Source organism: Paenibacillus sp. GQ49 (assembly GCF_059759055.1).
Window position 1 is genome coordinate 143,514 of the sequence record NZ_JCAXEL010000001.1, and the last position, 23,331, is coordinate 166,844.

General features: G+C 40.4%; 26 protein-coding genes. 2 read left to right on the top strand and 24 right to left on the bottom strand.

Annotated elements, in window-relative coordinates:
• Window positions 1–189 precede the first annotated feature (189 nt).
• The 10 genes from AC6CIF_RS00715 to AC6CIF_RS00760 all read right to left on the bottom strand — a co-directional run bounded on the left by AC6CIF_RS00715 (window position 190) and on the right by AC6CIF_RS00760 (window position 9,976).
• Window positions 190–969, bottom strand: a complete 780-nt coding sequence (locus AC6CIF_RS00715; protein ID WP_498197365.1) for a Cof-type HAD-IIB family hydrolase — start codon at window positions 967–969, stop codon at window positions 190–192.
• A 227-nt stretch (window positions 970–1,196) separates the two neighbouring features.
• Window positions 1,197–1,832: a Type 1 glutamine amidotransferase-like domain-containing protein gene (locus tag AC6CIF_RS00720; RefSeq protein WP_498197366.1), complete on the bottom strand. Its 636-nt coding sequence runs from the start codon at window positions 1,830–1,832 to the stop codon at window positions 1,197–1,199.
• Between the two features lie 219 nt (window positions 1,833–2,051).
• Window positions 2,052–2,456: a DUF4259 domain-containing protein gene (locus AC6CIF_RS00725; RefSeq protein ID WP_076318565.1), complete on the bottom strand. Its 405-nt coding sequence runs from the start codon at window positions 2,454–2,456 to the stop codon at window positions 2,052–2,054.
• A gap of 216 nt (window positions 2,457–2,672) precedes the next feature.
• Window positions 2,673–3,317, bottom strand: a complete 645-nt coding sequence (locus AC6CIF_RS00730; protein ID WP_498197368.1) for an HAD hydrolase-like protein — start codon at window positions 3,315–3,317, stop codon at window positions 2,673–2,675.
• 241 nt (window positions 3,318–3,558) lie between these two features.
• A complete protein-coding gene (locus AC6CIF_RS00735) occupies window positions 3,559–4,278 on the bottom strand; it encodes a ferritin-like domain-containing protein (RefSeq protein ID WP_498197370.1) in 720 nt (239 codons plus the stop codon).
• Window positions 4,279–5,692: 1,414 nt separating this feature from the next.
• The gene (locus AC6CIF_RS00740) at window positions 5,693–6,604 is read right to left on the bottom strand and encodes a hypothetical protein (protein ID WP_498197371.1); all 912 of its coding nucleotides are present in this window, start codon (window positions 6,602–6,604) and stop codon (window positions 5,693–5,695) included.
• Window positions 6,605–6,808: 204 nt separating this feature from the next.
• Window positions 6,809–7,558, bottom strand: a complete 750-nt coding sequence (locus AC6CIF_RS00745) for a DUF6710 family protein (protein WP_498198169.1) — start codon at window positions 7,556–7,558, stop codon at window positions 6,809–6,811.
• A gap of 229 nt (window positions 7,559–7,787) precedes the next feature.
• Window positions 7,788–8,714: a hypothetical protein gene (locus AC6CIF_RS00750; protein ID WP_498197373.1), complete on the bottom strand. Its 927-nt coding sequence runs from the start codon at window positions 8,712–8,714 to the stop codon at window positions 7,788–7,790.
• A gap of 171 nt (window positions 8,715–8,885) precedes the next feature.
• Window positions 8,886–9,578, bottom strand: coding sequence for a hypothetical protein (locus AC6CIF_RS00755; protein WP_498197375.1), 693 nt, complete (start codon window positions 9,576–9,578; stop codon window positions 8,886–8,888).
• Between the two features lie 176 nt (window positions 9,579–9,754).
• Window positions 9,755–9,976: a helix-turn-helix domain-containing protein gene (locus AC6CIF_RS00760; protein ID WP_014282638.1), complete on the bottom strand. Its 222-nt coding sequence runs from the start codon at window positions 9,974–9,976 to the stop codon at window positions 9,755–9,757.
• Between the two features lie 153 nt (window positions 9,977–10,129).
• Here AC6CIF_RS00760 and AC6CIF_RS00765 point away from each other — a divergent pair, with 153 nt between their 5' ends.
• Complete coding sequence (locus AC6CIF_RS00765) at window positions 10,130–10,417, top strand: DUF6809 family protein (protein WP_498197377.1); 288 nt, start codon at window positions 10,130–10,132, stop codon at window positions 10,415–10,417.
• Between the two features lie 147 nt (window positions 10,418–10,564).
• Here the strand turns inward: AC6CIF_RS00765 and AC6CIF_RS00770 are convergent, their stop codons facing one another.
• From AC6CIF_RS00770 to AC6CIF_RS00805, 8 genes are all read right to left on the bottom strand, one after another.
• Entirely contained in the window at window positions 10,565–11,101 is a 537-nt protein-coding gene (locus AC6CIF_RS00770; RefSeq protein ID WP_498197379.1) for a DUF2716 domain-containing protein, read from the bottom strand.
• Window positions 11,102–11,326: 225 nt separating this feature from the next.
• The gene (locus tag AC6CIF_RS00775) at window positions 11,327–12,070 is read right to left on the bottom strand and encodes a toll/interleukin-1 receptor domain-containing protein (RefSeq protein WP_498197380.1); all 744 of its coding nucleotides are present in this window, start codon (window positions 12,068–12,070) and stop codon (window positions 11,327–11,329) included.
• A 301-nt stretch (window positions 12,071–12,371) separates the two neighbouring features.
• Window positions 12,372–13,469 carry a Gfo/Idh/MocA family protein gene (locus tag AC6CIF_RS00780; protein WP_498197382.1) on the bottom strand — a complete coding sequence of 366 codons (1,098 nt, stop codon included), beginning with the start codon at window positions 13,467–13,469 and terminating at the stop codon, window positions 12,372–12,374.
• Window positions 13,470–13,532: 63 nt separating this feature from the next.
• On the bottom strand, window positions 13,533–14,705 hold the full coding sequence (locus AC6CIF_RS00785; protein ID WP_076330735.1) for a Gfo/Idh/MocA family protein: 1,173 nt from the start codon (window positions 14,703–14,705) through the stop codon (window positions 13,533–13,535).
• A complete protein-coding gene (locus tag AC6CIF_RS00790) occupies window positions 14,702–15,616 on the bottom strand; it encodes a sugar phosphate isomerase/epimerase family protein (protein ID WP_498198171.1) in 915 nt (304 codons plus the stop codon). The genes AC6CIF_RS00785 and AC6CIF_RS00790 overlap by 4 nt, the downstream gene beginning before the upstream one ends.
• A gap of 342 nt (window positions 15,617–15,958) precedes the next feature.
• A complete protein-coding gene (locus AC6CIF_RS00795; RefSeq protein ID WP_498197384.1) occupies window positions 15,959–16,456 on the bottom strand; it encodes a metallophosphoesterase family protein in 498 nt (165 codons plus the stop codon).
• Between the two features lie 255 nt (window positions 16,457–16,711).
• Entirely contained in the window at window positions 16,712–17,146 is a 435-nt protein-coding gene (locus AC6CIF_RS00800; RefSeq protein ID WP_036670452.1) for an Rrf2 family transcriptional regulator, read from the bottom strand.
• A gap of 42 nt (window positions 17,147–17,188) precedes the next feature.
• On the bottom strand, window positions 17,189–17,566 hold the full coding sequence (locus AC6CIF_RS00805) for a DivIVA domain-containing protein (protein ID WP_017689054.1): 378 nt from the start codon (window positions 17,564–17,566) through the stop codon (window positions 17,189–17,191).
• A 198-nt stretch (window positions 17,567–17,764) separates the two neighbouring features.
• Between AC6CIF_RS00805 and AC6CIF_RS00810 the strand changes: the two genes are divergently transcribed.
• The gene (locus AC6CIF_RS00810; protein ID WP_498197386.1) at window positions 17,765–18,331 is read left to right on the top strand and encodes a TraR/DksA C4-type zinc finger protein; all 567 of its coding nucleotides are present in this window, start codon (window positions 17,765–17,767) and stop codon (window positions 18,329–18,331) included.
• 189 nt (window positions 18,332–18,520) lie between these two features.
• Here AC6CIF_RS00810 and AC6CIF_RS00815 read toward each other — a convergent pair whose 3' ends face one another.
• The 6 genes from AC6CIF_RS00815 to AC6CIF_RS00840 form a co-directional block, all read right to left on the bottom strand.
• Window positions 18,521–19,213, bottom strand: a complete 693-nt coding sequence (locus AC6CIF_RS00815) for an ArsR/SmtB family transcription factor (protein ID WP_101313449.1) — start codon at window positions 19,211–19,213, stop codon at window positions 18,521–18,523.
• Between the two features lie 133 nt (window positions 19,214–19,346).
• Entirely contained in the window at window positions 19,347–20,636 is a 1,290-nt protein-coding gene (locus AC6CIF_RS00820; protein WP_498197388.1) for an MFS transporter, read from the bottom strand.
• 200 nt (window positions 20,637–20,836) lie between these two features.
• Window positions 20,837–21,112 carry a barstar family protein gene (locus AC6CIF_RS00825; RefSeq protein WP_498197389.1) on the bottom strand — a complete coding sequence of 92 codons (276 nt, stop codon included), beginning with the start codon at window positions 21,110–21,112 and terminating at the stop codon, window positions 20,837–20,839.
• A 14-nt stretch (window positions 21,113–21,126) separates the two neighbouring features.
• Window positions 21,127–21,609, bottom strand: coding sequence for a ribonuclease (locus tag AC6CIF_RS00830; protein WP_498197390.1), 483 nt, complete (start codon window positions 21,607–21,609; stop codon window positions 21,127–21,129).
• A gap of 221 nt (window positions 21,610–21,830) precedes the next feature.
• Complete coding sequence (locus tag AC6CIF_RS00835) at window positions 21,831–22,838, bottom strand: Gfo/Idh/MocA family protein (protein ID WP_498197391.1); 1,008 nt, start codon at window positions 22,836–22,838, stop codon at window positions 21,831–21,833.
• A gap of 2 nt (window positions 22,839–22,840) precedes the next feature.
• Window positions 22,841–23,215, bottom strand: coding sequence for a replication termination protein (locus AC6CIF_RS00840; RefSeq protein ID WP_105598241.1), 375 nt, complete (start codon window positions 23,213–23,215; stop codon window positions 22,841–22,843).
• Window positions 23,216–23,331: the final 116 nt, after the last annotated feature.

A 23,331-nucleotide genomic window follows, 5' to 3' on the forward strand; every position in this document is an offset into this window, starting at 1 on the left:
TAAAATAAGAACTTCTTTCGGCTAACGTTGTTGTATTCCTGACGTTCAAGCAGCTTACCGTAGGGAACGAGTCAATAGACTTAGCTGATTGAATGTGTCGCCTTAATCAACTTCTCCGATATCCTTCTTGGCGACCGAGGAGCAAGTGCGACGGTGTATGAATGTACTGTTAGATAAAGTAACCTTGAGTTACCCACAAAATCTTTCTAGACTTACAGCAACACCGTTTTCATCATTATTAACGGTTATTTCATCAGCAATTTCCTTTAATTCCCTAATCGCATTCCCCATAGCAATAGAATATCCAGCCTTCTTAAAGAGGCCTACATCATTATGATCATCACCAAATACAATAACGGAATCCAATTCTACATTATATAATTCACAGAGTTTAGTAATTGCCATTTCCTTAGATGCCAGAAGAGGCATGATTTGTACTAATTTATTATTATCCGTAATTAGTATATTCACTCTACCCTCGAATTTTTCAAACAATCCAGAATTGTGATTATTGCCAGTCAGAAGTATCTTCGTGGCATCATATTGCTTTAATTCTTTTAAGGGTTTTACTATGGGGTTTGATTGTGTGTCCATTGAGCTAATATAATCAAGCTCTCTTAAACTAAACCACTCATCCTTCACTTCCATAGTTAGCTCAACTTGAGGGTCACACTTCAAACAGTAATCAAGAATTTCTGTAGTTACATTAGTAGGGATTGATTCATTAATTTCTATCTTGGTTTCCTTACATATCACTTGAGCTCCGTTGTAATATACAAAAGCCCCGATATCTACTAATCCTTGTGGAAGCAAACAATTAACCGCCCTGGGCGGTCGAGCTGTTGCAAATATTATTCTCATTCCTTTCTGATAACAAGATAAGACCGCATCTACGTTTCTCTTAGATACTTCTTTTTTTGAATTTAATAATGTTCCGTCCAAGTCAAGAACTACAGTTGAATACTTCAATGAATCAACTCCCAATATAAACTTCTTCGTTATTTTATCTACCGTTGTTGTATTCACGAACCCGAGAGACTTAATGGAGCGACTGGGTCGAAGACTTAGCCTCACAGGAGTTGTCTACTGGATACTACTTCCTCGAAACCCCACTGACAGACCAAGGGGCTTAGCCCCGCAGTGTGAATACGGTGTTGGCAAGATTTCAGGGCTTCTTCGAGCTACTTTCAATGAATTTACGACTTCCAATGTGCTTGGTTCATTAAGATTGAGATATATTCTTCATCTTTAAGCCTTGTCACCTTACAGTTCTCATTGCATTCAAATTCTACTATTCTCTCTTCAATTGTTTTACTAGTACTATCTTTAAATATGTCCTCTCGATCATAGTGAGGAAAAATAAGCTTGTCGGTTACACCTAATGCCTTAAAATCCGTTAAATCCATTGTATTCATCTGTGGAGTAAAGAAATCGACAATGTCAATATTTGGCCCCAGTAATAACGTTCCTGCACTTACTCCAACTATAATTACATTCTGTGCGGCCAGTGATTTAATAACTTCATCAGCACCACTTTTCTTCGCGTAATACAATAATGTAAATGGATTTCCACCATTTATATAAATAACATCTCTATGTAAGAGAATTTGCGGGTCATCAAATTCAATATCTACAAAATTGATATGCTGAAATCCCATGTCCTTAAACTCTTGCATTGCTCTTTGTGCATATCTATTAGTTTCTTTTCTAGGGGATGCAGTTGTAATAATTGAGACTTTTAATTGAGAAATATCTCCATCAATAAACTTCAGAAATTGATTTTTAATATCTTCAGTATAAAAACCACAAGAGGTTAGTAACAAGCTACTCATTGAAATCCCCGTCCTTAACTAATAGTTTATCTAATCTTTATAATTTAATTAATCATTCCCCTGATTTCTGCTAACGTTCCTTTATTCATGAACCTCAAAGGGGTTGTCTGCCGAAATTGCCTCATCGGAACCCTTCCAGCAGACCAAGGCTCCAACGGAGCCACAGCTTGAATATTTTGTTAAGTGAAGTTTCCTCTTCTCGAAAAACTATCAATTTCTTTACAATCGATTTTCTAAGTCATTTATTGTATTTAACCATATTGGGTATTCTTCTGATTCTTCCCATAGCTCTTTTAGTTCTGAATCTTTCTTAATTTTCTTAACTGCTCGTTTAGCTTTTGAAATGAGTTTTTTTCCTTTACCTTTATGTCTATTGATCCAGTCATATAGATCCTCTGTATTACTTTGATTATTCAAAATTTCTTTCCCAGGATTACCTTGTAATGCTACAAGGATCTCAATTGCGCCTAAAGCATTGGAAGCTAAATCTGACTCAATATAATCTTCTTCTAATACTTCTTCAATCGTCTCTTCAATTAAATCGATGTCATCAGAATCAAGTAAATCTGCCTTCCAATCTAATACATCATCGTTCTCGAAAATTCCAGTTCCCCATGCTCCCATCAATTAACCTCCAAAAAGTGTCATTATGTTTTAAAGCTCTTAGGGACATAACGTTCCTGTATTCATGAACCCCGAAGGGGGTGTCTGCTTAAATTCCTCTCCGAAATCCTTGCAGACCAAGGCTCCGTGAGGAGCCGCTACTTGAATATGATGATGTTATAGGATGTCAGCGTCTTCTTCGAAAATACTTACACAAATATTCCACTTCCCATGATGTTAAATATATTTTTTCAATTCAAGTAAATCATCAATAATATAATCTGCATGTTTAAGCTCCCATTCTTGGGCAAAGTCAAATCGACAACCAAAAGCCTTCAATCCATTGTTTTTTGCTGCATTGATATCAGAGATCCTGTCGCCAACTACAGCAGCATTGTTGATGTGATATTTCATAAGGATAGATCTGACTAAGTCATCCTTATTCTGAGTCTCTATTTGTTGGATGCTAAAGGTTTCTGTCACCCAATTATTTAACTTGTAACAGTTAACGATAGCATTGAGGTACTCGATTAGTCCATTACTTGCAATAAAAATTAAGCAACCTTCCTGTTTTAAAAAATCAAAAACTTCTTTGACATACGGATAAAGCGCACCTTTGCCATAATTAATATTTGCAATTAACTTCTCCAAGAAGATTTCGTCTACAATTCGTCTGATTTCATTTGAATGGTTCGGCAATAACGTTTCCCAAACTACTGGTAGAGGAACTCCCATAATTTCACGATATTTTTGAGTTGGAGTTTCACTCGACCATTCATTACGAGACCTCAAGACAGAAAACGTTTCTTCTAACGATAACTCTAAGATTTTGTTTGTTTGAAATAGTGTACCATCCATATCGAAAATAACCGCTTCCAGCATGATTTCACTCCTATTCAGAGTTTGAATAATTTATTTTGTATTTTTATACGCTGATTTACTATAACGTTACTGTATCCACGACACCCCACCGACTTAAGTCACGTTAGGGGCGAACGCGATGCGGTTAGTCGGTGCGGATGTGTCCGCCCGCCTGATTCCACTTTCCTGCCAATTCCCTCTGGGCTGACCCTGGGAGCGTCAGGCCCCAAAGCTTGGATATAATGTTATCTGACGTAAACCTCTACTGTGAATTAGCTATAATCTTCTTCGTTAAGTTAAACTCATGGCGGCATTCATAGTAATAACTTTTGTATTTATATCCCCCTGCTTTAAATACAGGCTTATGTTGATACCACACTACAATTAGCGTTCCTTCAAAAAGGATTCTACGAAGGATATAAACTATTCTGTTAAAGAGAACGTTTCTATTTTGAGCAAATTTATGAAGTGTTTCAGATTGAAACTGAACATGTTTCTCCTCATCACTTAAAATCTGATTACATAAATCGATTAATACTTCTGACTTTGTAGATTTTTGCAAAGCTTTATAGTACAACTTAGCAATGATCTCAGCGGTTAATAGAACAATGACTGATTGTTCTAAACTCGCATATCGACGTAATCTTCTAAATACATTGTCCACCCAATGTCTACGAAGGAGTGGGATTCCCTGTACCTTCATAAATCTGCCCAGATCTCTAGCGTGCCTTTGTTCTTCTTTAATGAACTCTATAAGCGCTTCATAGTAATCCTGATCTTGTGTCTGATGTACATATTCTTGTGCACGTTTAATTAGATATTTACCTTCAGAGTTTTCTCCTAATTGAAACTGTTGAAGTGACTTAATGATTATTTCTCTTTCATTAGTTGTTAATTTATAGTTGTCGTCCCAATGAATATATTTGAGATTTTGATTATTTCTTCGATAATATTGAACCCATTTCGAGAAAGTGATATTCATTATTTACTCCTAAAATGTAATAGTTTTATGTCAAATAACGTTGCGCATTTCTGACGTCCAAACGGCTTAAGGACCGGAGGTCCGGGTGGCTTTGCCACTTAGCCGGTTGGATGTGTCGCCTGATTCCACTTCTCCAAAATCCCTCTTGAAGACCGAGGAGCGTCAGCGACGAAGCAAAAATGCATTGTTATACGCTGCCCCTTCTTCTTCGATTCCACACCCTTATATGTCTTGTGTGTTTTATGTATTTAATATGTCTTTACGTGTTTTATCTTTTGATTCTATCTTTTGCTCCTATCAAATCCGTTTCCGCATAGGAAAGATCCCCTCATTTACTCTCGTACGCCTTCAACAGTATCAACCTTGGTATGTGTAGTAACTTCATCCAATGAACGCTAGCCTTATAAGAGGCTCGTGCTCCTCGGACCGGAGATTTGCCGATGGCTTTATTCAGATTCCTGCTCACGTTGGACACCCCTGCCTTAAGCTATGGCTTACTTCTACCCTCACCATTCGGGACTTAATCCTTGATATAGATTACATGTTGAACGCACAATCAAAATTTAAGAGAATTGTTGTCCTCCCTTTAATTCGCAATAGACAAATATGTATTAATGACATGCACAATACCAAAAAGTACTGTTGGTATAATAGCCAGATAATTTTGAAGCCAAATCTCAGCTAATATAAAATATACTACCGGGAGAACGGCCATCCCCAAAAAAATAATCGAGTTTGCGTTGCCTGTAAAATACAATATCCATAGCACATAATAAAAAATCAACATTATTGCCATACCAATTATATACGGACATCGCATTTCAGATGCTTGTTTTCTTACAACAAATATCAGAAGAAAGAAAAATATTGCCCTGACTTCCGTGCTCCAAAACATCTAAAATCAAATGGCTATTTGCATTGTTTCCTGATATATCTGACGCAGGAATTAAAAAATAAAATATATTTGGTATCATTGGCAATAAAAAGATTATCAGACCCTTCCATGAAAAACCAAAATGATAATTCATTTAATCCTCTCTTTCGCATAATAGAAATATTCTTTAGTTTGCACTTTATTATGAATCCGCTTCTCTGGTATTCCTCTTGATGACCAAGGAGCATAACTAACGAGTGGAAATTTATTGTTATATGGTACACCTTCTAATATTCCGTTCATCTGGTTTTCAACTGCTACGTTGTAAATGTATTCTTTCACCTATATTTATTATTTGTTATTAATTGGTTGCATGATTTAACATTCTTAAGGGGTTGCGTATAACGTTCCTGTATTCACGACCCAACGAATGTTGGGTGTCTGGCGAATGCCTGACCAAGGGCGTATGCCCGCAGCGTGAATATTATGTTATCAGATGTTGTAGACTTCATTGATGTACTTAATATGGTATTTGTATTTTCAATCCTTAATAATTTTTATTTTTCCGTCTTCTATTAGTCGTTTATAAGATCCGCTACTTTTGAATCCTTCTGGATTCTTTTTTACTTTATCAAGTATTTTATTAATTTGATTTTCATTCATTGCATTGAACATTTCTTTTCTTTGATTTTCCAAATAATGAATTTCACCGAAAACAGAACTATTGGTCATTTGAGGTAACTTTATCTTTCCCGGTTCAACTTTGACAAATGTATTCTTCCATCGTTCTTTAGGATGCTTCCTAAGAACCGTTACAATAATTATCCCAGTTAAATTCGAAAACACTGATATCGCCTGTGATTGATGATCTAATAAAGTGTAACCGAAAGCTGAACCGTGTATTAGAGAATACGGATTACTACTCGCTGTTTTATCATCAGCAGATTCAATTTTGTCGTAAAAGAAAATGTGGTTTTCTATTTGACCAATATCACGCTGTTTGCCTAGCAAGTAAGATCTCATTATCTCCTCTGATTTTTTCAAAACACTTAATTGTTTAGTATCTATTTTATTTTCATCATCCTCAGCTTTTTCAAATTCAATTATGTCGAGATATAAGCTTCTCCAATTAACAGACGTAATAAAATAATGAAGCCAGCCTTCATATGTTAATCCATTAAAGCCATTGTGCTTGAATGGATAGTAAACTTTATTAGCAAAATGTGTTTCATTTCTGCTAAATAGATCTTCGCATTCACCACATAATAATGGCTGTTTATCGCCATCTTGCTGTGGAACATTCGGATTCGAAAAAACTCTTAGTTTACCAGTAAAAGAGTCTTTTTTAAGATGTCTGAAAACAAATTTGGGAATAATATGACTTTCCTCAAGTTTGGATTTTTTACCACATAGAGCGCAATTATCTTCTCTTATTTCTTCAAACAATCCCATTAAGCACACCCCTCATCCTCGAAAGATCAATAACAAAAAGCTTTAATTTTTCCGACTTACAATTTCTGATAACGTTTCTGTATTCACGAACCCCGAAGGGGTTGTCTGCTGAATTCCCTCCTCGAAATGCATCCAGCAGACCAAGGCTCCGAAGGAGACGGCTTGAATATTATGTTATGTGACGTTGCAATCTTCTTAGGATTACTAAAAACAAATTGATTTGTCTTTCATGATCCGCCCAATTTCAAAAATGGCTGCAAATTCTATATTTATTACTGGTGATATGATTTGATGGTCTGAGCTCCTATAATAATTCATACCATCTGTATAGATATGATTAAAAATATTGCTAATATCCACAATACTTGTTGGTTGAATAGTACCGCTCCCTTGTATAATTCCAGCACTTATTGAATGGTTTCCACCACGCACCCATGCGATACCCATGGGTAACCAAAGTTCTACCAAATGGTTGTTATCTTGTCTCCATTCCTCTGCTATTCTTCCATGCCCAATATTCGTAATCGAATTTATAAGTCTGTCCCTTTGCCATGGCCATGGGAGAATCAAGTCCCTAGCTAATGTTATCTCTTTCTTCATATCCAATGTTGTAACTATCTCTCTAAAGGATTTACCTTCTTTTGTTATTGGATTTCTTGTATCAAATAAAACAGTTGTATAATCTAGCTTCTCTAGAGATGATTCTTCGTCACAATATAATAAGTTCATTAAATACTCTGTTTGGACCTTCCTACCTAATAATCTAATTACATCAATGATTGGGTGAGTCTCAGCAATAAAACGTTTATTCTTATACATAGTTGACTTATCTTCATATGAATTTATAACATCCTTAGCAAACTTGATTATTCTTTCAAAATCAGCCTTAGTATTTAGTACTTGATCTCCACTAGCATTTTCGTTAAATAGAAATTTAAATATAGATTTAATGATTCTTCACCTCACTATTGCAATGTCACATAACGTTCCTGTATTTATGAACCCGAAGGGGTTGTCTGCCGAAATGCCCCTCGGAAATCCATCCCGCAGACCCAGGCTCCGAAGGAGCCGCCGCATGAATATTGTGTTATACGACGGAGTCACTTCTTGAATCTGCCTTCACTATAGTTTTTAATCAGAAGCATACTTAATTAAATCAGTTTACAATTTCAATTGAATTCATTCATTCTTCCATAATAATAATTTTCTTATTTCTATGATCGACTTCAATTCTACATTGAGCATCCATATTTAAAACATGACCTTGCGAATCTTTAATAATAGATAAATATTTCCCCCAACGAAAGCTCACTATTTCTTGTACGTTTCCATTTGATAAATTTATGATTTTTCTCTCAATCAATGATTTCTCAGGAAAATTTATTTGATATTCTTCGAGGGGGTAAGGAAATTTAGAAGCCCTTACTGATCCACTGTAATCAACTTCATAATACGCTATAGCGCCATCTTCAAAAATATATTCTACATAGGCCAATTCTTTCGTTAGCATGTAGTTAATCGATGCTCCACTTTCAATTAGTATTTTATATTTTTTCCCGAATTCGAAGGATTCAGAATTTATACCTGTAACTATGTTTGGTTCAACTTTCTTTTCTTTTGTAGAAGCGTGATTATTTGCAACCATTCCAGTAATTAGTTTTTCTAAAAAAGATATTTTTTCTTTAAGTTCTACATGATTTCTTTCCGAGTCAGTTATGTGTTTTTTTTCACTCAATATTTTATCCAGCTTCCAATTCTTCTTTATTTCCAGTTGCAACATATCAATAAATTTTCTAACTCCTATAAGAAGTTCTGCTCTATCAATTCCTATTCCATTTAAAACAAAATCTTCTTCTCGAAGTTCCTTAGACCCGTAGAAGATACTTTGAATCAACAGCTCCCAGTTGTTCTCAACAGACAAAAAACTGCTCTCTTTAGTCCCATAGTCTTCAACGTATTTATCAAAAAAGTCAGCCGATGCCGTGTTAATAGCAATTATAAATAGTTGAATCACTTCTTCTTCTTCATGTTTAAAATATTTTTTTATTAACTTCTCCAAAAAATTATAAGCTCCATTTCCTAAAACACCAGTTAATATTCCTTCGATCATGTTATCTTCTCCTTCTTGTTTAAACAGCTTGAAGTGCTTAGCACCGGGTAATCAGACTTAATCATTTGGACGTGTCTTCTGTTCCACTTTTACTCCCCTTGACTATCAAGAGGCGAAAGCAACGAAGCAAGAATGTTTTGTTATACCAAAGACTGTGCTAAATTTAAATATCTAACTTTTTATTGCATTATAAACAATTACTCCTAGGCTACTAATAAAAGCTTCTTTTTTAAAGTCATCTGATGTGCTAATCCAAGTTAATCCTTTCATACCAACAAACCCAAATGATTTTAATCTTTCAATAGATGCTAAAAGCATATATTTATCAACTGAAGGAACAGCTATATTCTCAATTTCATCCGACTTTATAGTGAACAAATAATCAAGAACATCTAAATCAATAAGTTGCATCGAATCTAAACATTCTGAAAAATAGCAGAACGTTTCCCAATTGTATCTTTCTTGTATATGACCTATAAATAGCTTAGCAAACAAAACAGATCTTTGTTCAGTACGTAATCTATCAACTATTAATATAATTTGTTCTGTAACCTTGTAATTAAACTTATGATCAGTAGTAAGCTTATGTTTGAATTTTAAAAATTCATCTGTTGAATCTCTGGAATGAAATTCTCTCAAAAAGCATAGTACTTTCTTGGTGAAATGAAGTTGTTTTATAGAAATTCCTAACCTTCCCAAGGATACTATGCTCTTTACTATTGGGATTTCATTGGCAATACTATCACCTACTATTGAATCCAGGGCTATCTCACTGTAGTCAATAGTTAAATCCAAACTAGTATTTATCAATTCTTTAGAAATTGCTTCATTTAAAGATGCACCTTGTAATTCATTTTCAATCATTTTGAATTCTCCTTTCACAGTCTTTCGTATAATGTTTCTGTATTTTCGAACCTCACTAGAGGTTGCCTAATGAAATACTTCCTCGGAACCTTTCCGGCAGATTAAGGCCCCAGTGGAGACGCTGCTTAGATAGTATATTATACGACAGGATCTCTTCTCGATTCTAACATCACAAATTAGTTTTCTTTAGGTACATACTCAATCAAATCCGATAATTTGCAGTTAAATGTATCGCATAGCTTGAATAAAGTTTCCAACTTTGTTGTTTCTATATTCGTTTCCCTATATAACTTGTTAATTGAGTTCCGACTTAAGCCCGATCTCACCATCAATTCTGTTATATCATCTATTCGATGTTCTGCCATGAGTTCTCGTATATTACACTTAATTACGTTCATTTTTTCCCCTCCATAGTTCTATCTTATCGTTCACATTAGTAATCATCAACGAAAAGCGAAGTTTTAACTCTATAAAGTCAAATATTCACCTTGTAATTAACTTTTAGAGGTTATATAATAACTCTATAGAGTTAATTAAGGGAGGAATATTATATGGTTAATACATTAGAATCGCTTACAGAACCACTCATAAGAGTACGTCTAGAATTACTCTATACTGAACTTCTTGAATGTCATCCGGAATACAATCAGCTCTCTTCGGAGACAGATCAATACTTTAAAACACTTCGTGATGCTTTACCCGATCAACTTCAACACACGGTTTTTCTTTACGAAGACGCTCAAATTTCTCTTCAATCCATCTTAGAAAGAAGTATCTACATACAAGGCTTCAAAGACGCTCTACAACTCTATAGTGAATTGCAAAACTCTAGCATTTAGAGGATCATATGATCCTCTTTTCTATTCTTTTTGATTCTGTCGTATAACGTTCCTGTATTCATGAACCCCGAAGGGGTTGTCTGCTGAAATGCCTCTTCGAAATCCACCTCGCAGACCAAGGCTCCATAAGGAGCCACAGCGTGAATATTATGTTATATGTAGTAGGCCGCTTCTTCGAATACTCCTACAAATACTTCTTCTTAATTCCTGATTAAATAGTTTTGGCTTATTTGTTTCCATAGCTTTTAATAGTTCTTCTCCAAAAATACAAATTGATTTCTCCCATGGGTGACCTAAATACCCCCATGAAAAGTCCTTCTTAATAAAAAAGTAGTAGTCCCCATTGGGATATAAAGGGATAGGCCATTCATTCAGCTCATTCCTGGGGCTATCAAGCCGTGGGTTAAACCAATATGATTCATGTTGCCAATCGAGTACATACAAATATTCATCTTCATCAGAGCACTTAATCATAGCCTTTGTTATACATGTCTCTAAATCACTATATAACTTCTCGAAATTTGGTCCATATAGATGAGCAATATTATAAACAATAAAGGGACTAGGCGGAGTAAAACTTGGCCATTCTTCCTTATAAATACTGGGTTTGAAATTAAAGTTTTTACATACTCTCTCCCATAATTGATAGTTAAGAGAAGAATCGATCTTCATCCAGTTTTTCATAGAATCACCCTCATATATTATTGTTTTCCGGCCTATTGCATATAACGTTTCTGTATTCACGAACCCAAAAGGTTGTCTGTTGTAACGCCTCTTCGAAATCCAACCAACAGACCAAGACTCCGCAAGGAGGCGCAGCTTGAATATGTTGTTATCTGAGGTCAAGGCCATCTAAGAATTTTCCTACTAAATACTACTAACGCCTTAACTTTTCACATTAATTCACAATCAGTCAAAAGCAAGAAGTAACTCTCTAAGCCCTCTATTATAATCTTCTCTGAAATCAGCATATTTTTTTGTTTTTAACAATTCAGGTATGTTGCAATCCTCAATTAATATAGGAAGTATTTTAACTTTCCTTTCAGTAATCTCATCCCAATATTTTGTGTACCATTCTTGTTCAACCCATGCAGATTTGATTGAGTTCTTCGAGAGTAAGACAAGGACATAATCACATACTTGTAGAGCTTGAGAAATACTACCTGGAATTGATTCACCAATTTTTATGTGCCATTCATCTAGCCATGGACTATGCCCTGCTTCAGCTAAGTCCGTTGCTAATAATCTAGCAAGCGGCTTATCCATTGAAGAATGAGAAATAAACAAGGTCTTACCACTCTTATTATGTAAGAGTCTCGCATTGAAATATTTATCAGAAAATAAGGTTTCTATATAAATAAATTCCGTCAGTAAGTCTACCTTTATTTTTTCGTGGTTGGCTCTCCTCTTTGAGTAATTTATTTTCATCAATTCATTTTGAATGTCTCCCTGACGTTTATATAAATCTTCTGTATTAATTTCTCTGAGATATGATATTGGCATCTTGTATTCACTTGAATAAAGAGGATTTCCGAAACTAACAAACCCAATCGGCAAGCCATTTTCATCTAATTCAACATCATCAAAATACCCAATTCGTCCCTTAAATGTGCCTTCTGTTATGAACACAGGACAACCATAATAAAGCTCCATATTGTCGCTCCTTTTTTATTCGCCTTGATTTCAGATAACATCATATCTACGAACTTCGTAAACACCTCTCTTTTTAACGAATATCCGAACTACATATAATATAACCCATATTAATCCATCTGCGAAGTCACGAACGTACTCAAAAAAGCAGCCCCAATGTGAACTGCTCCATTCGTTAGAAATAACTAACATGTTGGATGCAAATTAACACTTGGGCTGCTCTTTTCCTCACTCAACAATAGAAGAATTACAGATAACCTATTGTGATCTTCCCTTGCTTTCTTCCCTTCACCTAAAACATTTACTTCGCTCCGCTACTCCACATCACGCGCTCGCTCATCGCTTTATGTTGTGCAATCAGACAAAGTTCTGCCGCTTTGAATGCATGTTCCTGTGTCATGGCGGTCTCAGTCCGGTCCAGACAATCGCGAATGAGTTGACCAAAGAACGGGTAACCGACCTTGCCTTTTACATTGTAACGGTACTCCCCTTCATGATTGACCAGGTACACCTGATCCCCCTGAGGTTCTCTTGCGATATCGATATACTTCCGCAGCTCGATATAACCGTCCGTTCCCAGAATAACTGTACGCCCATCGCCCCATGTGCCCAAACCATCCGGTGTAAACCAATCCACTCGGAAGTAACCGGAGGCTCCATTATCACCAATCAGAGAAGCTTCACCGAAGTCTTCCAGTTCCGGGAACTGTGGATGATTGAAGTTATGCACACGACTGAACCCTACCTCAGCGTCCGTACATGATGCAAACGTCAAAAATTGTTCGATCTGGTGACTCCCGATATCACAGAGAATACCGCCATACTGCTCATGCTTGAAGAACCAGTCGGGTCTTCCTCCAGCATTCAGGCGATGCGGGCCTGTACCCATAACTTGCACTACTTTGCCGATTGCCCCTTGTTCAATGAGCTGCCCCGCATAGATCGCACTTTCTACATGCAGTCGTTCACTGTAATACACCATGTACTTCTTGCCTGTTCGCTTCACTTCTTCTCGTGCAAGCTTTAATTGCTCCAGCGTGGTAAATGGGGCTTTGTCTGTAAAATAATCCTTGCCTGCGGCCAGAACTCTCATACCAAGCGGTGCACGATCTGAAGTGATCGCTGCACTTGCCACCAATAACACCTCATCGTCTGCAAGCACTTCTGCTTCCGATCCAGCAACTTGAGCCTGTGGGAACTGCTTCTGAAATGCCGCTACCTTCGCCGGGTCCGGATCATACACCCACTTGAGGGTAGCACCAGCCTCCAACAATGCCCCAACCATGCCGTAGATGTGCCCATGATCCAGCGCAACAGCAGCAATGGTGAATTCACCCGGACCACATACGACCTCTTTTGTAACACTTTTTGGTGCATAAAACATTCCGTCTTTAGCCATGTCATCCCATCCTTATTATAAAATGTTGATTACAATGAACTCGTCTTATATAACAAATCGTCTTCATTTAAACGTCTGACTCAAATCAGCAGGTTGACTGCCACTGAATGCCTTGTCTTTCTTTGTCGTTGAACCAGCAATGCGTTCCTGCAGATGCTCGTAGAACAGATCCTCATCGATCGGCAGATCGACCCAGTTATCCGTCCAGGTAGACAGCAGCATAGCGTTGGATAACGTCAATCCGTGTATACCATCCTCACCGGGAGCAATAAGTGGTGCACCTGTGCGAATCGCATCAACCCAGTTACGAATCAGACCCGGGTGACCCGTTTCCACACCTGTAATCGGGATTTCACATTTCCAGCATTCTGGCTGTCCAAAACCTCCGGTAAACCGCTGATTGAATTCAGGCTCAGATTCCCGAAGTCGCCAGAACGTAAGTTTTCCATCTTCGATAACGATTTTACCTCGGTCTCCGTTGACCTCGAATCGATTGGTACCCGGTGCTTCTCCAGTAGTCGTTACGAAGACACCCGTTGCTCCATTTTCATACTCCACATAAGCCGTTACATCATCTTCCACTTCAATGTTCCGATACTTGCCAAACGAACAGAAAGCACGCATTCGTACCGGCATCATGCCGATGGTCCACTGCCACAGATCCAGTTGATGCGGGTCCTGGTTAATCAGTACACCGCCACCTTCCCCTGCCCAAGTTGCCCGCCAGCCGCCGGAATCATAATAACTCTGGGATCGATACCAGTTCGTAATAATCCAGTTAGTACGCCGTACCTCGCCCAGTTCCCCTGAAGCAATCAAGTCTCTCAGCTTAATGTATAGTGGATTGGTCCGCTGGTTGTACATCATGGAAAAGACTTTGCCACTGGCTGCGGCCGCTTCATTCATCTTGCGTACCTGTTTCGTATATACACCGGCCGGCTTCTCGATCATGACATGCAAGCCATGCTGGAAAGCCTGAATGGCCTGTTCCGGATGATCATAGTGCGGCGTTGCAATAATGACCGCATCAATCGTACCCGAAGCCATCATCTGCTCTGCATCCTGCCAATAGGTGACCGTTGCCGGAAGGTGACTGGATACCCAGCTCTCCATCTCTCTTCTTACATCACATACGGCGACCAGCTCTGCACCGGGTACTTCTCCAGCCACCAACGTTCTGGCATGTGCTGCTCCCATGTTTCCTATACCAATCACCGCTACTCGTACGATACTCATGACTGCTCCCCCTCGTCCACACGACGCTCAATTTCGGCGAAAACGTCTGCAAAATGCTGTAACATCGCCTTGGATTCCAAGGCACCACTAAAGTCCTCAATTCCGTAGTATCCGTCATACCCAACGGCACGAAGATCCCGCACCATCTGTACCCAATCGACCATGCCTTCAGTCAGCGGCGTCCAGTGACATTTCCAGGCTGTATTCAGAGCCACTCCGTTGCTCTTCTCAGTCACATTAGCCTTTTGCGAATCTTTCCCTTCTGCTTCAAACCACCCGGCATTTTTTACATGTACATGAGCCAGATAAGGGCCCAGCAACTCAAGTCCCATTCGATGATTCTCATATCCTTCATGCACCATATTGCCTGGATCGTACAATACACCCACATGCTGCGGGTCGAGTGATTGCACAAGCCGATAGGCCAGCGATGCCGTCGGTGCAATCGTCTGGTGATGTGTCTCTACAATCGCCTTGATGTTGTACTGTTTGGCCAGATCTTGAACTTCACTCAGGTAATCAACGGCTTTACGATACAACTCAGGATAACTGGTCTTGCGATCATATCCAGGGACACCCACACGCATCATAGATGCTCCTAAACCAGCCGCAGCCTGAAACGCTTGCTTGGTGGCAGACAGATCTTCACAGTTCAGATACGGTACAAGTGCGATGGATTTTCTACCTTGCCCTAACGCTGCTTCACGAAAAACAGGAACCTGTTCCTCCCAGCGGCTCGGATCTACCGAGCATCGATTATTTCTCCAGTAAGAAGGCTCTTCAGACATAGCATCTTCAGGAATTCCACGGAATCTCCACTCAATTCCATCAATTCCCGCTGCTGCCGCAGCCGATGCCAGTTCTTCTGCATTCAGATCAGGGGTAGCCACCGTGAATACAGACAGTTTCATCATGATCCATCTCCTTATGTAAACGTATTCATTTTATGTCGTAAAGGCATTGTATCACTCCACTGAACGTCACCATAGGGGAAAACGCCAACAGATGAATGACAGATAACGAACAGAGCACATTCCCCATTCAGAGATAACTTCTCAAGAGAATGATGAGATCAGAAATCAAAAAAGACATCTCTGGAACAGATTTGAATTCTGCTCAAAGATGCCTTGTACAATAATCATATATATAAGATGAAATTTAAGGAGAAGGTTCCCTATCAGTTATCAAGTCGCCACTTCAGTAGCTGGTTCTGGTTCTTGTACTCGTCCAACTTGCAACCAGCGCTTATCTCTCTAATCCCGATCAAAGAACACATGTTCAGCCTGTATTTTCCCCTGATCTATTGTCATGATGCCAAATGAGTATTGTTTCTGAAAACGTCGATCCGTAGGCGACCCCGGATTAAATACCAGTGTGTTGTCCACGGTATGCATCACCGGGATGTGTGAGTGTCCGTAGATCACAGCATCCACATGCTGGCCTGTAAAGGTATGAATTGCATTCTGCTCCGTACCCTTTGATCCCAGATGACCGTGCACTAGCCCCAGACGAAGCCCTTCCACTTCAACAATACGGGAATATCCCAGTTTTTCAGCGATTTCGGACGGGTCTGTATTACCCGCTACCCCTTCAACTGGTGCATACTCACTAAGCAATGGGTACACACTCCAATCCGACCAGTCACCGGCATGAAGAATGAGATCGGCACTCGGCAATACATCCAGGAGCCTAGTCGGTAACTTCCGTGATTTACGTGAACAATGCGTGTCAGAAATGACTACAATTTTCATATAACAACCCACCTTTCCTTTAAGAGGTTGTTCAAAAAGTCCGCTTTTGATTACGAAGGATGCCTAACGGCATCGCAACATCGAATATGGAATTCAGCCGAAATAAGCATATGCTTACGAAGGTTGTTTCCTTAGGAAACATTGTAGTTGCTCACGTAGTTTCCTACGCTCCGCTACTCCATTTCTAACTTCATCCCATCTTCTCGGTACTGAAAACCACCCTTTTTGAACATGCACTTTAAGTCTTGTTGCAATCTATTCTGTCTGTGATGGAACAGCTTGCATCTGAGTACAGGAACGTTCCATATCTTCGAGTGTAATGGATGCAAAGAACTGCTCCACCTTCGCCTCGGCAACCTGATACAGATTGGTCAGCAAGCTGTCTATATGCAAGCCCACTTCACAATCCGGGTTACAATTGCCGTGAATCGGGAACAATGGACCTTCGTCCTTGGCAGCCTGATAGATCATGGCTAATGTGATTTCACTTGATGGCTTCGCTAAGTAAAAACCTCTTGTTCCAGGAGAGGAGTTCACCAAGCCCACCTTTTTCAGCCCGCCCAGAATACGTCTGACGACGACAGGGTTGGTATTCACGCTACCTGCAATGTGTGCAGACGTGATTCGTTCAGGCGCGCTGAGTGACAATAACAACAAACAATGCACACTGACCGAAAAATGAGTACTCATGATTAACCACCTTTATTTAATATAATCCAGGACATGCCGACCTTATTCAGAGAACAGATCCTTTTCGGGACGTGCTCTGATCTTGAGCTGTCGCACACTGTATTCCAGTTGTTTCACAATATCATCCAGTTGTTTGCGATCAATCTTGGTTGGATCTTCCACCGGTTTCGCGGACGACTTGAGATCACGGATCGTTAACTGCTGTTCTTGCCATTTGTCCATCAGATCTGCAATATTGGCATAGAAACGTTCGTAATCTTTGATGACTAGGTCAAGATAAGCATCTACCTCATCCGGATCATAACCACGAAGTTTATAATTAAATTGTTTTTCATGAATCGATAACGCATCTAGCTGCACACCCAATTGTTTGAACAATTGTCTCTGTTTATCCAATCTTCGTTTCATATGTTCATCCATATTGACAACCTCCATTATAAGCCAAGCCGTTGTTCTATTTCCTGGGAAGAACACACGGCAATTTCTCTCTCTATTTTTTATAACACATAATCCGTCAGATATAAAACGATACAGCCCTATTCCTCACGAAAATGATTGCTTTTCATCCAATTCGGGTAAAGACTCACTACACCCACAACGGGAAAGGAGCATGTCCTTATGAGTACATTAACTAAAGATCAACATCAAATACTGAAAAACGCCCTTTTGGAGCAACGTGAAAACTTGCAGCGTCATTTTGAATCCAGCATGGAAGACGGTGCTCCAGTCGAGTCGCTGAAAGATTCAACCGGTGAGCTGTCCTCCTACGATAATCATCCGGCAGATGCCGGTACGGAAACATTTGAACGCAGCCGTGATCTGGCGATTGACGATACATTAACAGACGAATTCAATCAAGTGAACGACGCATTGGAACGTATGGAGCAAGGTACATATGGAACCTGTGTAACGTGCGGCGAAGATATTCCCTTCGAACGACTTGAAGCTATCCCCTATACGGCTTACTGTATTGACGACACACCTAACCGGGAGATCAGCAACGATCGGCCCGTTGAAGAAGAAGTAATGACCATGCCTCCGAGTGGTGCTGGAGAAGGAAGACAGCAGCGGGCCGGCAAATTCGACAACGCAGATGCCTGGGAAGCGGTCGAAGAATATGGTACATCCAACTCCCCCGCAACCGCAGCCAAACGTGATGTGAAGAGCTACGATGAGAACATGTAACTTTGTTATGAACTGAAACGTTAAGCGTCAAAATTGATTGATTCCATAGACTGCTCCACCATTAGCCTTCCTTATCACGCATTAAAAAGCCGCCATTGGGCGGCTTTTTCTAGTTTTCTCCATAACAGTCTCTCACGTTTGCGGTTACTTGCTTCCATCAATAAGGCTGAACCCATGTATTCCATCCATTTATTCTTCCGACTCACTACCAGATGATGCAGATTCCTGCCGCTTAGACACAGATCGAGACGTTTTCGGAGTTGCTTTACCCTTATCAGACGTAGCTTTCTTTTTCTCTTTTGCATCTGTCTTAGAAGCAGGTATTTTCACTATAGGTTTAGAGAGAGCAGAGAATAACTGAAAGACCTCATGTTCCCCTTGTCGATTCTCTTTTGTAGTATAGGGTTCACAGAGTTTTATGATGTTTTTATACAGCTGCTCTACTTCCTCACGGGTTGCATACAGCGTGATGTCCGAGAGAAACATCCGATCTTCGTTTTCCGCCTGATGCATGAATCGCTGACGACTCTGTTCGAACATTTCATTTAATAATTTGAGCGTCTCGGACCGAAACACCTGTTTCAATGGAGAGTTTTCCTTGTCTTCATCTTCGTGACGGAGATGGATCTCTCCGGTGAATGGTTCATAATATTTGGCGATAATCCCATTAATCTCACGTGTAGAAACGATGGTCAGCAGACCAATTTTCTCCAGCTTTTTTACATGATAGTGCACTTTGGCTGGCACCTCACCCATCTGGTCGGCGATCTCTTTGACAGTGGATGGTCTGCCCTGCTTGTTAAACATATTCATAATCTGAATCCGATACGGATCGGAGTAGATTTTAATTTCTTCAATTGTTGAAAGAACCTTGTGCTCCATCCCTGTATCCTCATTTCCGGGGTACCTGTTGTCCATCGATATCTCTATTATAACGTTGCGTCAGGACTTCGGTCAAAACGAGCGAGAAATGACTTGATACAGAAAATTGGCTAATGATCACTTCTGAATATCTTCACAGAGCACTTCGAAAACTTTTGCTAAATAACAACATACCTGCTGACATGGCAAGCATAATACCGAAGACTATAAACAGAACAGGCATGGTCATCCAATCCGCAAGTGCTCCCGAAACCAGACTCCCAAGGGGTGCAACACTCAAGACGAGCATACTCTGAAGGGCATACACTCTACCCAGCATCTCCGAAGGGGTAACTTCCATAAGATAGGTGGCCAGCGGTGTTGTAGCCAGCGGAATCCCCATACCCATCAGTAGACAAAAGGCCGCTGCAACCGGCAGTTGGAAGGAAGTCATGTAAGCGGGTAGTGCCGTCATCGCATAACTGAGACCCAACATGACAATACCGCTGATGACCAGCACACTTTTACGATAATTTGCTCCCCTTTGTGTCAACCATACACCACTGAGCAACATACCTCCCACCATCAGCCCACTAAGCAGACTTAATCCCCCAGCGCCAGCATGTAGCGTTTCAATGACATAGGGTGTACGAAGAACATTAAACGGCATCAGGCAGAAATTAACGAAGGCAAACAGGATGGAGACAATTAACAATAAGGCATGTTTACGGAGAAAATGAAAAGCTTCCGCCATTTCGGAGAATATACTACTTTTGTCGGATGAAAGAGAATTCATTTCAGTTAATGTTTTATCTTCATTGTTAGCAGCTGTTAAGGCTTCAGGGTAGCCTACTCGGCTCATAATTAAAGCACTTAGCGCAAACAACCCCGCATCAATCAGGATCGTCCAGGCAATGCCTATTGTAGCAATAAGGGCACCCGCCACTGCAAGTCCTGCGAGTTCCGCCACTCTGGTTGCGGAAGAGGACATCGCATTACCCGAAAGCAGCATTGATTGGGGAAGCAATCGGGGGACACTGGACACTTCCGCAGGACTAGTGAAGCATTCCAGCAAAGAATTCAGAATTGTCATGACAAACAGATGCCAGACTTCAAGTTGGCCCAATCCAAACAGCAGAGCTGTAATACCCACCAACAACCCGCGACCGGTATTCGTAATCACAATCACTTTTTTGGGAGACATGCGATCAACCAAAGCCCCGGCGAACAGACCCAGAAGGATATTGGGCAAAAAATTCACCGCCAGCAACGTACCCATCAACACTTTCGAACCGGTTAGAATGTACACCATCCAACTGTAGGCAATCGAGTCAATCGAATCACCAAATCTGGATACAACTTTACTAAGCATAAATTGCATGTACGGTCTTACTCGTATTAACTCACCCATACCTTGCTTGCCAACTGCTGTGTTATCGCTCATCCCTTTTCACTCCTCAACGTTAAAATATTTTTCATGTTAATTTTATTTTAACGTAAGTTATGCAGAAATCAATACCTCCGTGAAAATAATTTTAACGACAAGTAAGCAAAGTAAAATCTCGCTCTATAACACAAAAAAACAGACCACAAGTGGTCTGCTCGGCTGGACGGATTGTATTTGAACTGGCCTTTATTTGCTGACTACTTCTCAACACGCAATTGAAATCCAGACTGTTCAGCCTGTACCTCCAACATCAAATCACGTAACCGGACTGCTTCATTCCCTAGTCGTTCTTCGCTGATTAGGTAGTTGGTCCATTTTAGCTCTAGTGGAAGTTCAATTGTACCCGTCAGGCAATCCCACAGAGCGTCGAGATTACCGCCATAAAAATCCGGCAGTTTCAGCTTATCCTTTAATTGTTGATGAAGTTCAGCGCTACTCGCAAAGTCTTCTCCATCCAGAATCACGGTATTCATGGCTGCTCCTTCCTCTATTTCAAACGTGTAAATGATGCATAGTGATCTGTCGTTTTGTAGATGAGTCCATCATTGGAGTACACAATCCGATCCGAATTCCGGAAGCCGGAAGTATAGTTGATATCCGCTTCGCGCCATGTACGTCCGCTGGCCGAAGGCAGAAGCCCCTCCCGATTGCCAAATGTGTCCCCACCGATGCTTTTCCCAGGAGCAACTACAGCCAAGTTTCCTTTTGACGCTACCCAGCCGAGTCCTGTTGCCTGTGATTTGGTAATAAAGTTACATGGCAACGTTCCGTTTGCACTCAAATAGTTTGCTACACCCGTAAACGTATTGATGACGGTACATGTTGCGGCAGATGCCTTTTGCTGTGCGACTGGAGTGAACTGTGAACCTGTGAGGAAACAAACGTTAACAACAATGCCAGTAATGCGGTGGATATCAACTTTTTCATCAATCCGGCCTCCCAATCCTTCAAAGTAGATGAACGTTGTCACGATATGCGTTCTGTAAGCTGTAACGGTCTAGTTGTATGTTCTGCTAGATTATAGTAAACAAGTCATCTCATGACTATTTATATCACATCATTTTGGTAGAAATATCAAATGAAGACGTTTACATTGTAAAATATTATAATAGTAACATTTTAAGACAGAAAAAAAGACTCTCATCCCTGAAGATGGAGTCTACTTTTCTAGTATGTTTAAACTGACCTAATCTAATCGATCAATTGCACACGTTGACGAGTTCGAGCCGATTCCAGGCACGCATCAATAACGCGCATGTTTTGAATGGTATTTTCCGGACTGAAAGGTAAGGCCTCTCCTTCAAGCACAGCCGTTGCAAACGTCTCCACCTGAAGCACATAGGAATTCGACACGGATACACGTTCCTCACGGCTGACCGAATCCGTGTGTACAATAATCTGAGGTGGAATATCACTGTTCTCCCAGCCAAACACTTTTGGCAGTTCAATCCGCCCTTCCGTCCCGAGAATCTCCATCTCCGCTCGACCTGAAGCCCACATACCACAGTCAAAAGTTAAAGCTACCGAATTCGGAAATTCTACCAGTCCCGACGCCATCATATCCACGCCATCATGCTCGTCCGAGAATAGAGCGTGAACTGTCACCGCTTCCGGTTCCTGTCCCAGATACATCCGGGCCGCCGAGATCGGATACACGCCAAGATCGAATAATGATCCGCCGCCCATCTCTCTTTTGAACCTTACATTTTCCTTGTCATCAGCGGTATTACAGGTAAAGTTACCATGGATGGCTCTGACAATGCCAATCTCTCCACTAGCTATAATCTCTTTCACACGTCTGTGCTTGGGATGATATCGATACATAATTGCTTCTGCAAAAAGAACACCATGCTGATGACATACCTCGATCATTTCTGCTGATTCATCTGCATTCAAGGCAGCTGGTTTCTCACACAACACGTGTTTGCCAGCCTGTGCAGCTTTAATGGTCCATTCTTTGTGCATATGGTTAGGTAAAGGAATGTAGACGGCTTCGATGTCCGGATCAGCGATGAGTTCTTCGTAACTGCCATAGGATCTGGCAATGCCGAGTTCTTCGGCAAGGGCTTCCGCTTTTTCCTTGCTGCGGCTGGCAATTGCCAAGACTTCACCACGTTCGGACTGCTGGATCGCCGGAATGACTGCATTTTTGGCAATGGTTGACGTACCGAGTACACCCCACTGTAACTGTTTATCCATGCTTATCTTCCTTTCGTACCGTAATTGTCCTCATCTGCCTTGTGTAACATGCCGAGACAACGATCCAGATCCGTTTTGACCTGTTTCTTGTATAACTCAGCTTTTTCCGCACCATCATCCGTGAAATGATATAAAACGATTTCCTGAAAATCGACCTTTGGATCATTGCCCTTCAGCTTCTTCGTGCGATAAAAAACACCTTGCTGTACCAATTCATGTAGTGCCCGATATACCTCGCTCTGGGGTGGTACATAACCGTAGTCTTTGAATTCCTGCTTCATCGCCTCCAGCATCTCGTAACCATACCCCCGGTGCTGTTCAACCATCGTAATCAGATACAGCTTAATAAATGCCCGCTGTGCAATCATAAAAGCCACGTTCATTCCCCTCCTGTCAGAACCTATATATCTAGTATTATAAAACTTATGTTCGTGTTCTGCCATCTTTCTCCGCTTTGCCTCCCTTTTATCTATCTTCAAGGAGGGCGAGCAAG

Coding starts and splice junctions, on each gene's coding strand:
- AC6CIF_RS00720 (WP_498197366.1), bottom strand. CDS start 1,832: ATGAGTAGCTTGTTACTAACCTCTTGTGGTTTTTATACTGAAGATATT.
- AC6CIF_RS00725 (WP_076318565.1), bottom strand. CDS start 2,456: ATGGGAGCATGGGGAACTGGAATTTTCGAGAACGATGATGTATTAGAT.
- AC6CIF_RS00730 (WP_498197368.1), bottom strand. CDS start 3,317: ATGCTGGAAGCGGTTATTTTCGATATGGATGGTACACTATTTCAAACA.
- AC6CIF_RS00735 (WP_498197370.1), bottom strand. CDS start 4,278: ATGAATATCACTTTCTCGAAATGGGTTCAATATTATCGAAGAAATAAT.
- AC6CIF_RS00740 (WP_498197371.1), bottom strand. CDS start 6,604: ATGGGATTGTTTGAAGAAATAAGAGAAGATAATTGCGCTCTATGTGGT.
- AC6CIF_RS00750 (WP_498197373.1), bottom strand. CDS start 8,714: ATGATCGAAGGAATATTAACTGGTGTTTTAGGAAATGGAGCTTATAAT.
- AC6CIF_RS00755 (WP_498197375.1), bottom strand. CDS start 9,578: ATGATTGAAAATGAATTACAAGGTGCATCTTTAAATGAAGCAATTTCT.
- AC6CIF_RS00760 (WP_014282638.1), bottom strand. CDS start 9,976: ATGAACGTAATTAAGTGTAATATACGAGAACTCATGGCAGAACATCGA.
- AC6CIF_RS00765 (WP_498197377.1), top strand. CDS start 10,130: ATGGTTAATACATTAGAATCGCTTACAGAACCACTCATAAGAGTACGT.
- AC6CIF_RS00770 (WP_498197379.1), bottom strand. CDS start 11,101: ATGAAAAACTGGATGAAGATCGATTCTTCTCTTAACTATCAATTATGG.
- AC6CIF_RS00775 (WP_498197380.1), bottom strand. CDS start 12,070: ATGGAGCTTTATTATGGTTGTCCTGTGTTCATAACAGAAGGCACATTT.
- AC6CIF_RS00780 (WP_498197382.1), bottom strand. CDS start 13,469: ATGGCTAAAGACGGAATGTTTTATGCACCAAAAAGTGTTACAAAAGAG.
- AC6CIF_RS00785 (WP_076330735.1), bottom strand. CDS start 14,705: ATGAGTATCGTACGAGTAGCGGTGATTGGTATAGGAAACATGGGAGCA.
- AC6CIF_RS00790 (WP_498198171.1), bottom strand. CDS start 15,616: ATGAAACTGTCTGTATTCACGGTGGCTACCCCTGATCTGAATGCAGAA.
- AC6CIF_RS00795 (WP_498197384.1), bottom strand. CDS start 16,456: ATGAAAATTGTAGTCATTTCTGACACGCATTGTTCACGTAAATCACGG.
- AC6CIF_RS00800 (WP_036670452.1), bottom strand. CDS start 17,146: ATGAGTACTCATTTTTCGGTCAGTGTGCATTGTTTGTTGTTATTGTCA.
- AC6CIF_RS00805 (WP_017689054.1), bottom strand. CDS start 17,566: ATGGATGAACATATGAAACGAAGATTGGATAAACAGAGACAATTGTTC.
- AC6CIF_RS00810 (WP_498197386.1), top strand. CDS start 17,765: ATGAGTACATTAACTAAAGATCAACATCAAATACTGAAAAACGCCCTT.
- AC6CIF_RS00815 (WP_101313449.1), bottom strand. CDS start 19,213: ATGGAGCACAAGGTTCTTTCAACAATTGAAGAAATTAAAATCTACTCC.
- AC6CIF_RS00820 (WP_498197388.1), bottom strand. CDS start 20,636: ATGAGCGATAACACAGCAGTTGGCAAGCAAGGTATGGGTGAGTTAATA.
- AC6CIF_RS00825 (WP_498197389.1), bottom strand. CDS start 21,112: ATGAATACCGTGATTCTGGATGGAGAAGACTTTGCGAGTAGCGCTGAA.
- AC6CIF_RS00835 (WP_498197391.1), bottom strand. CDS start 22,838: ATGGATAAACAGTTACAGTGGGGTGTACTCGGTACGTCAACCATTGCC.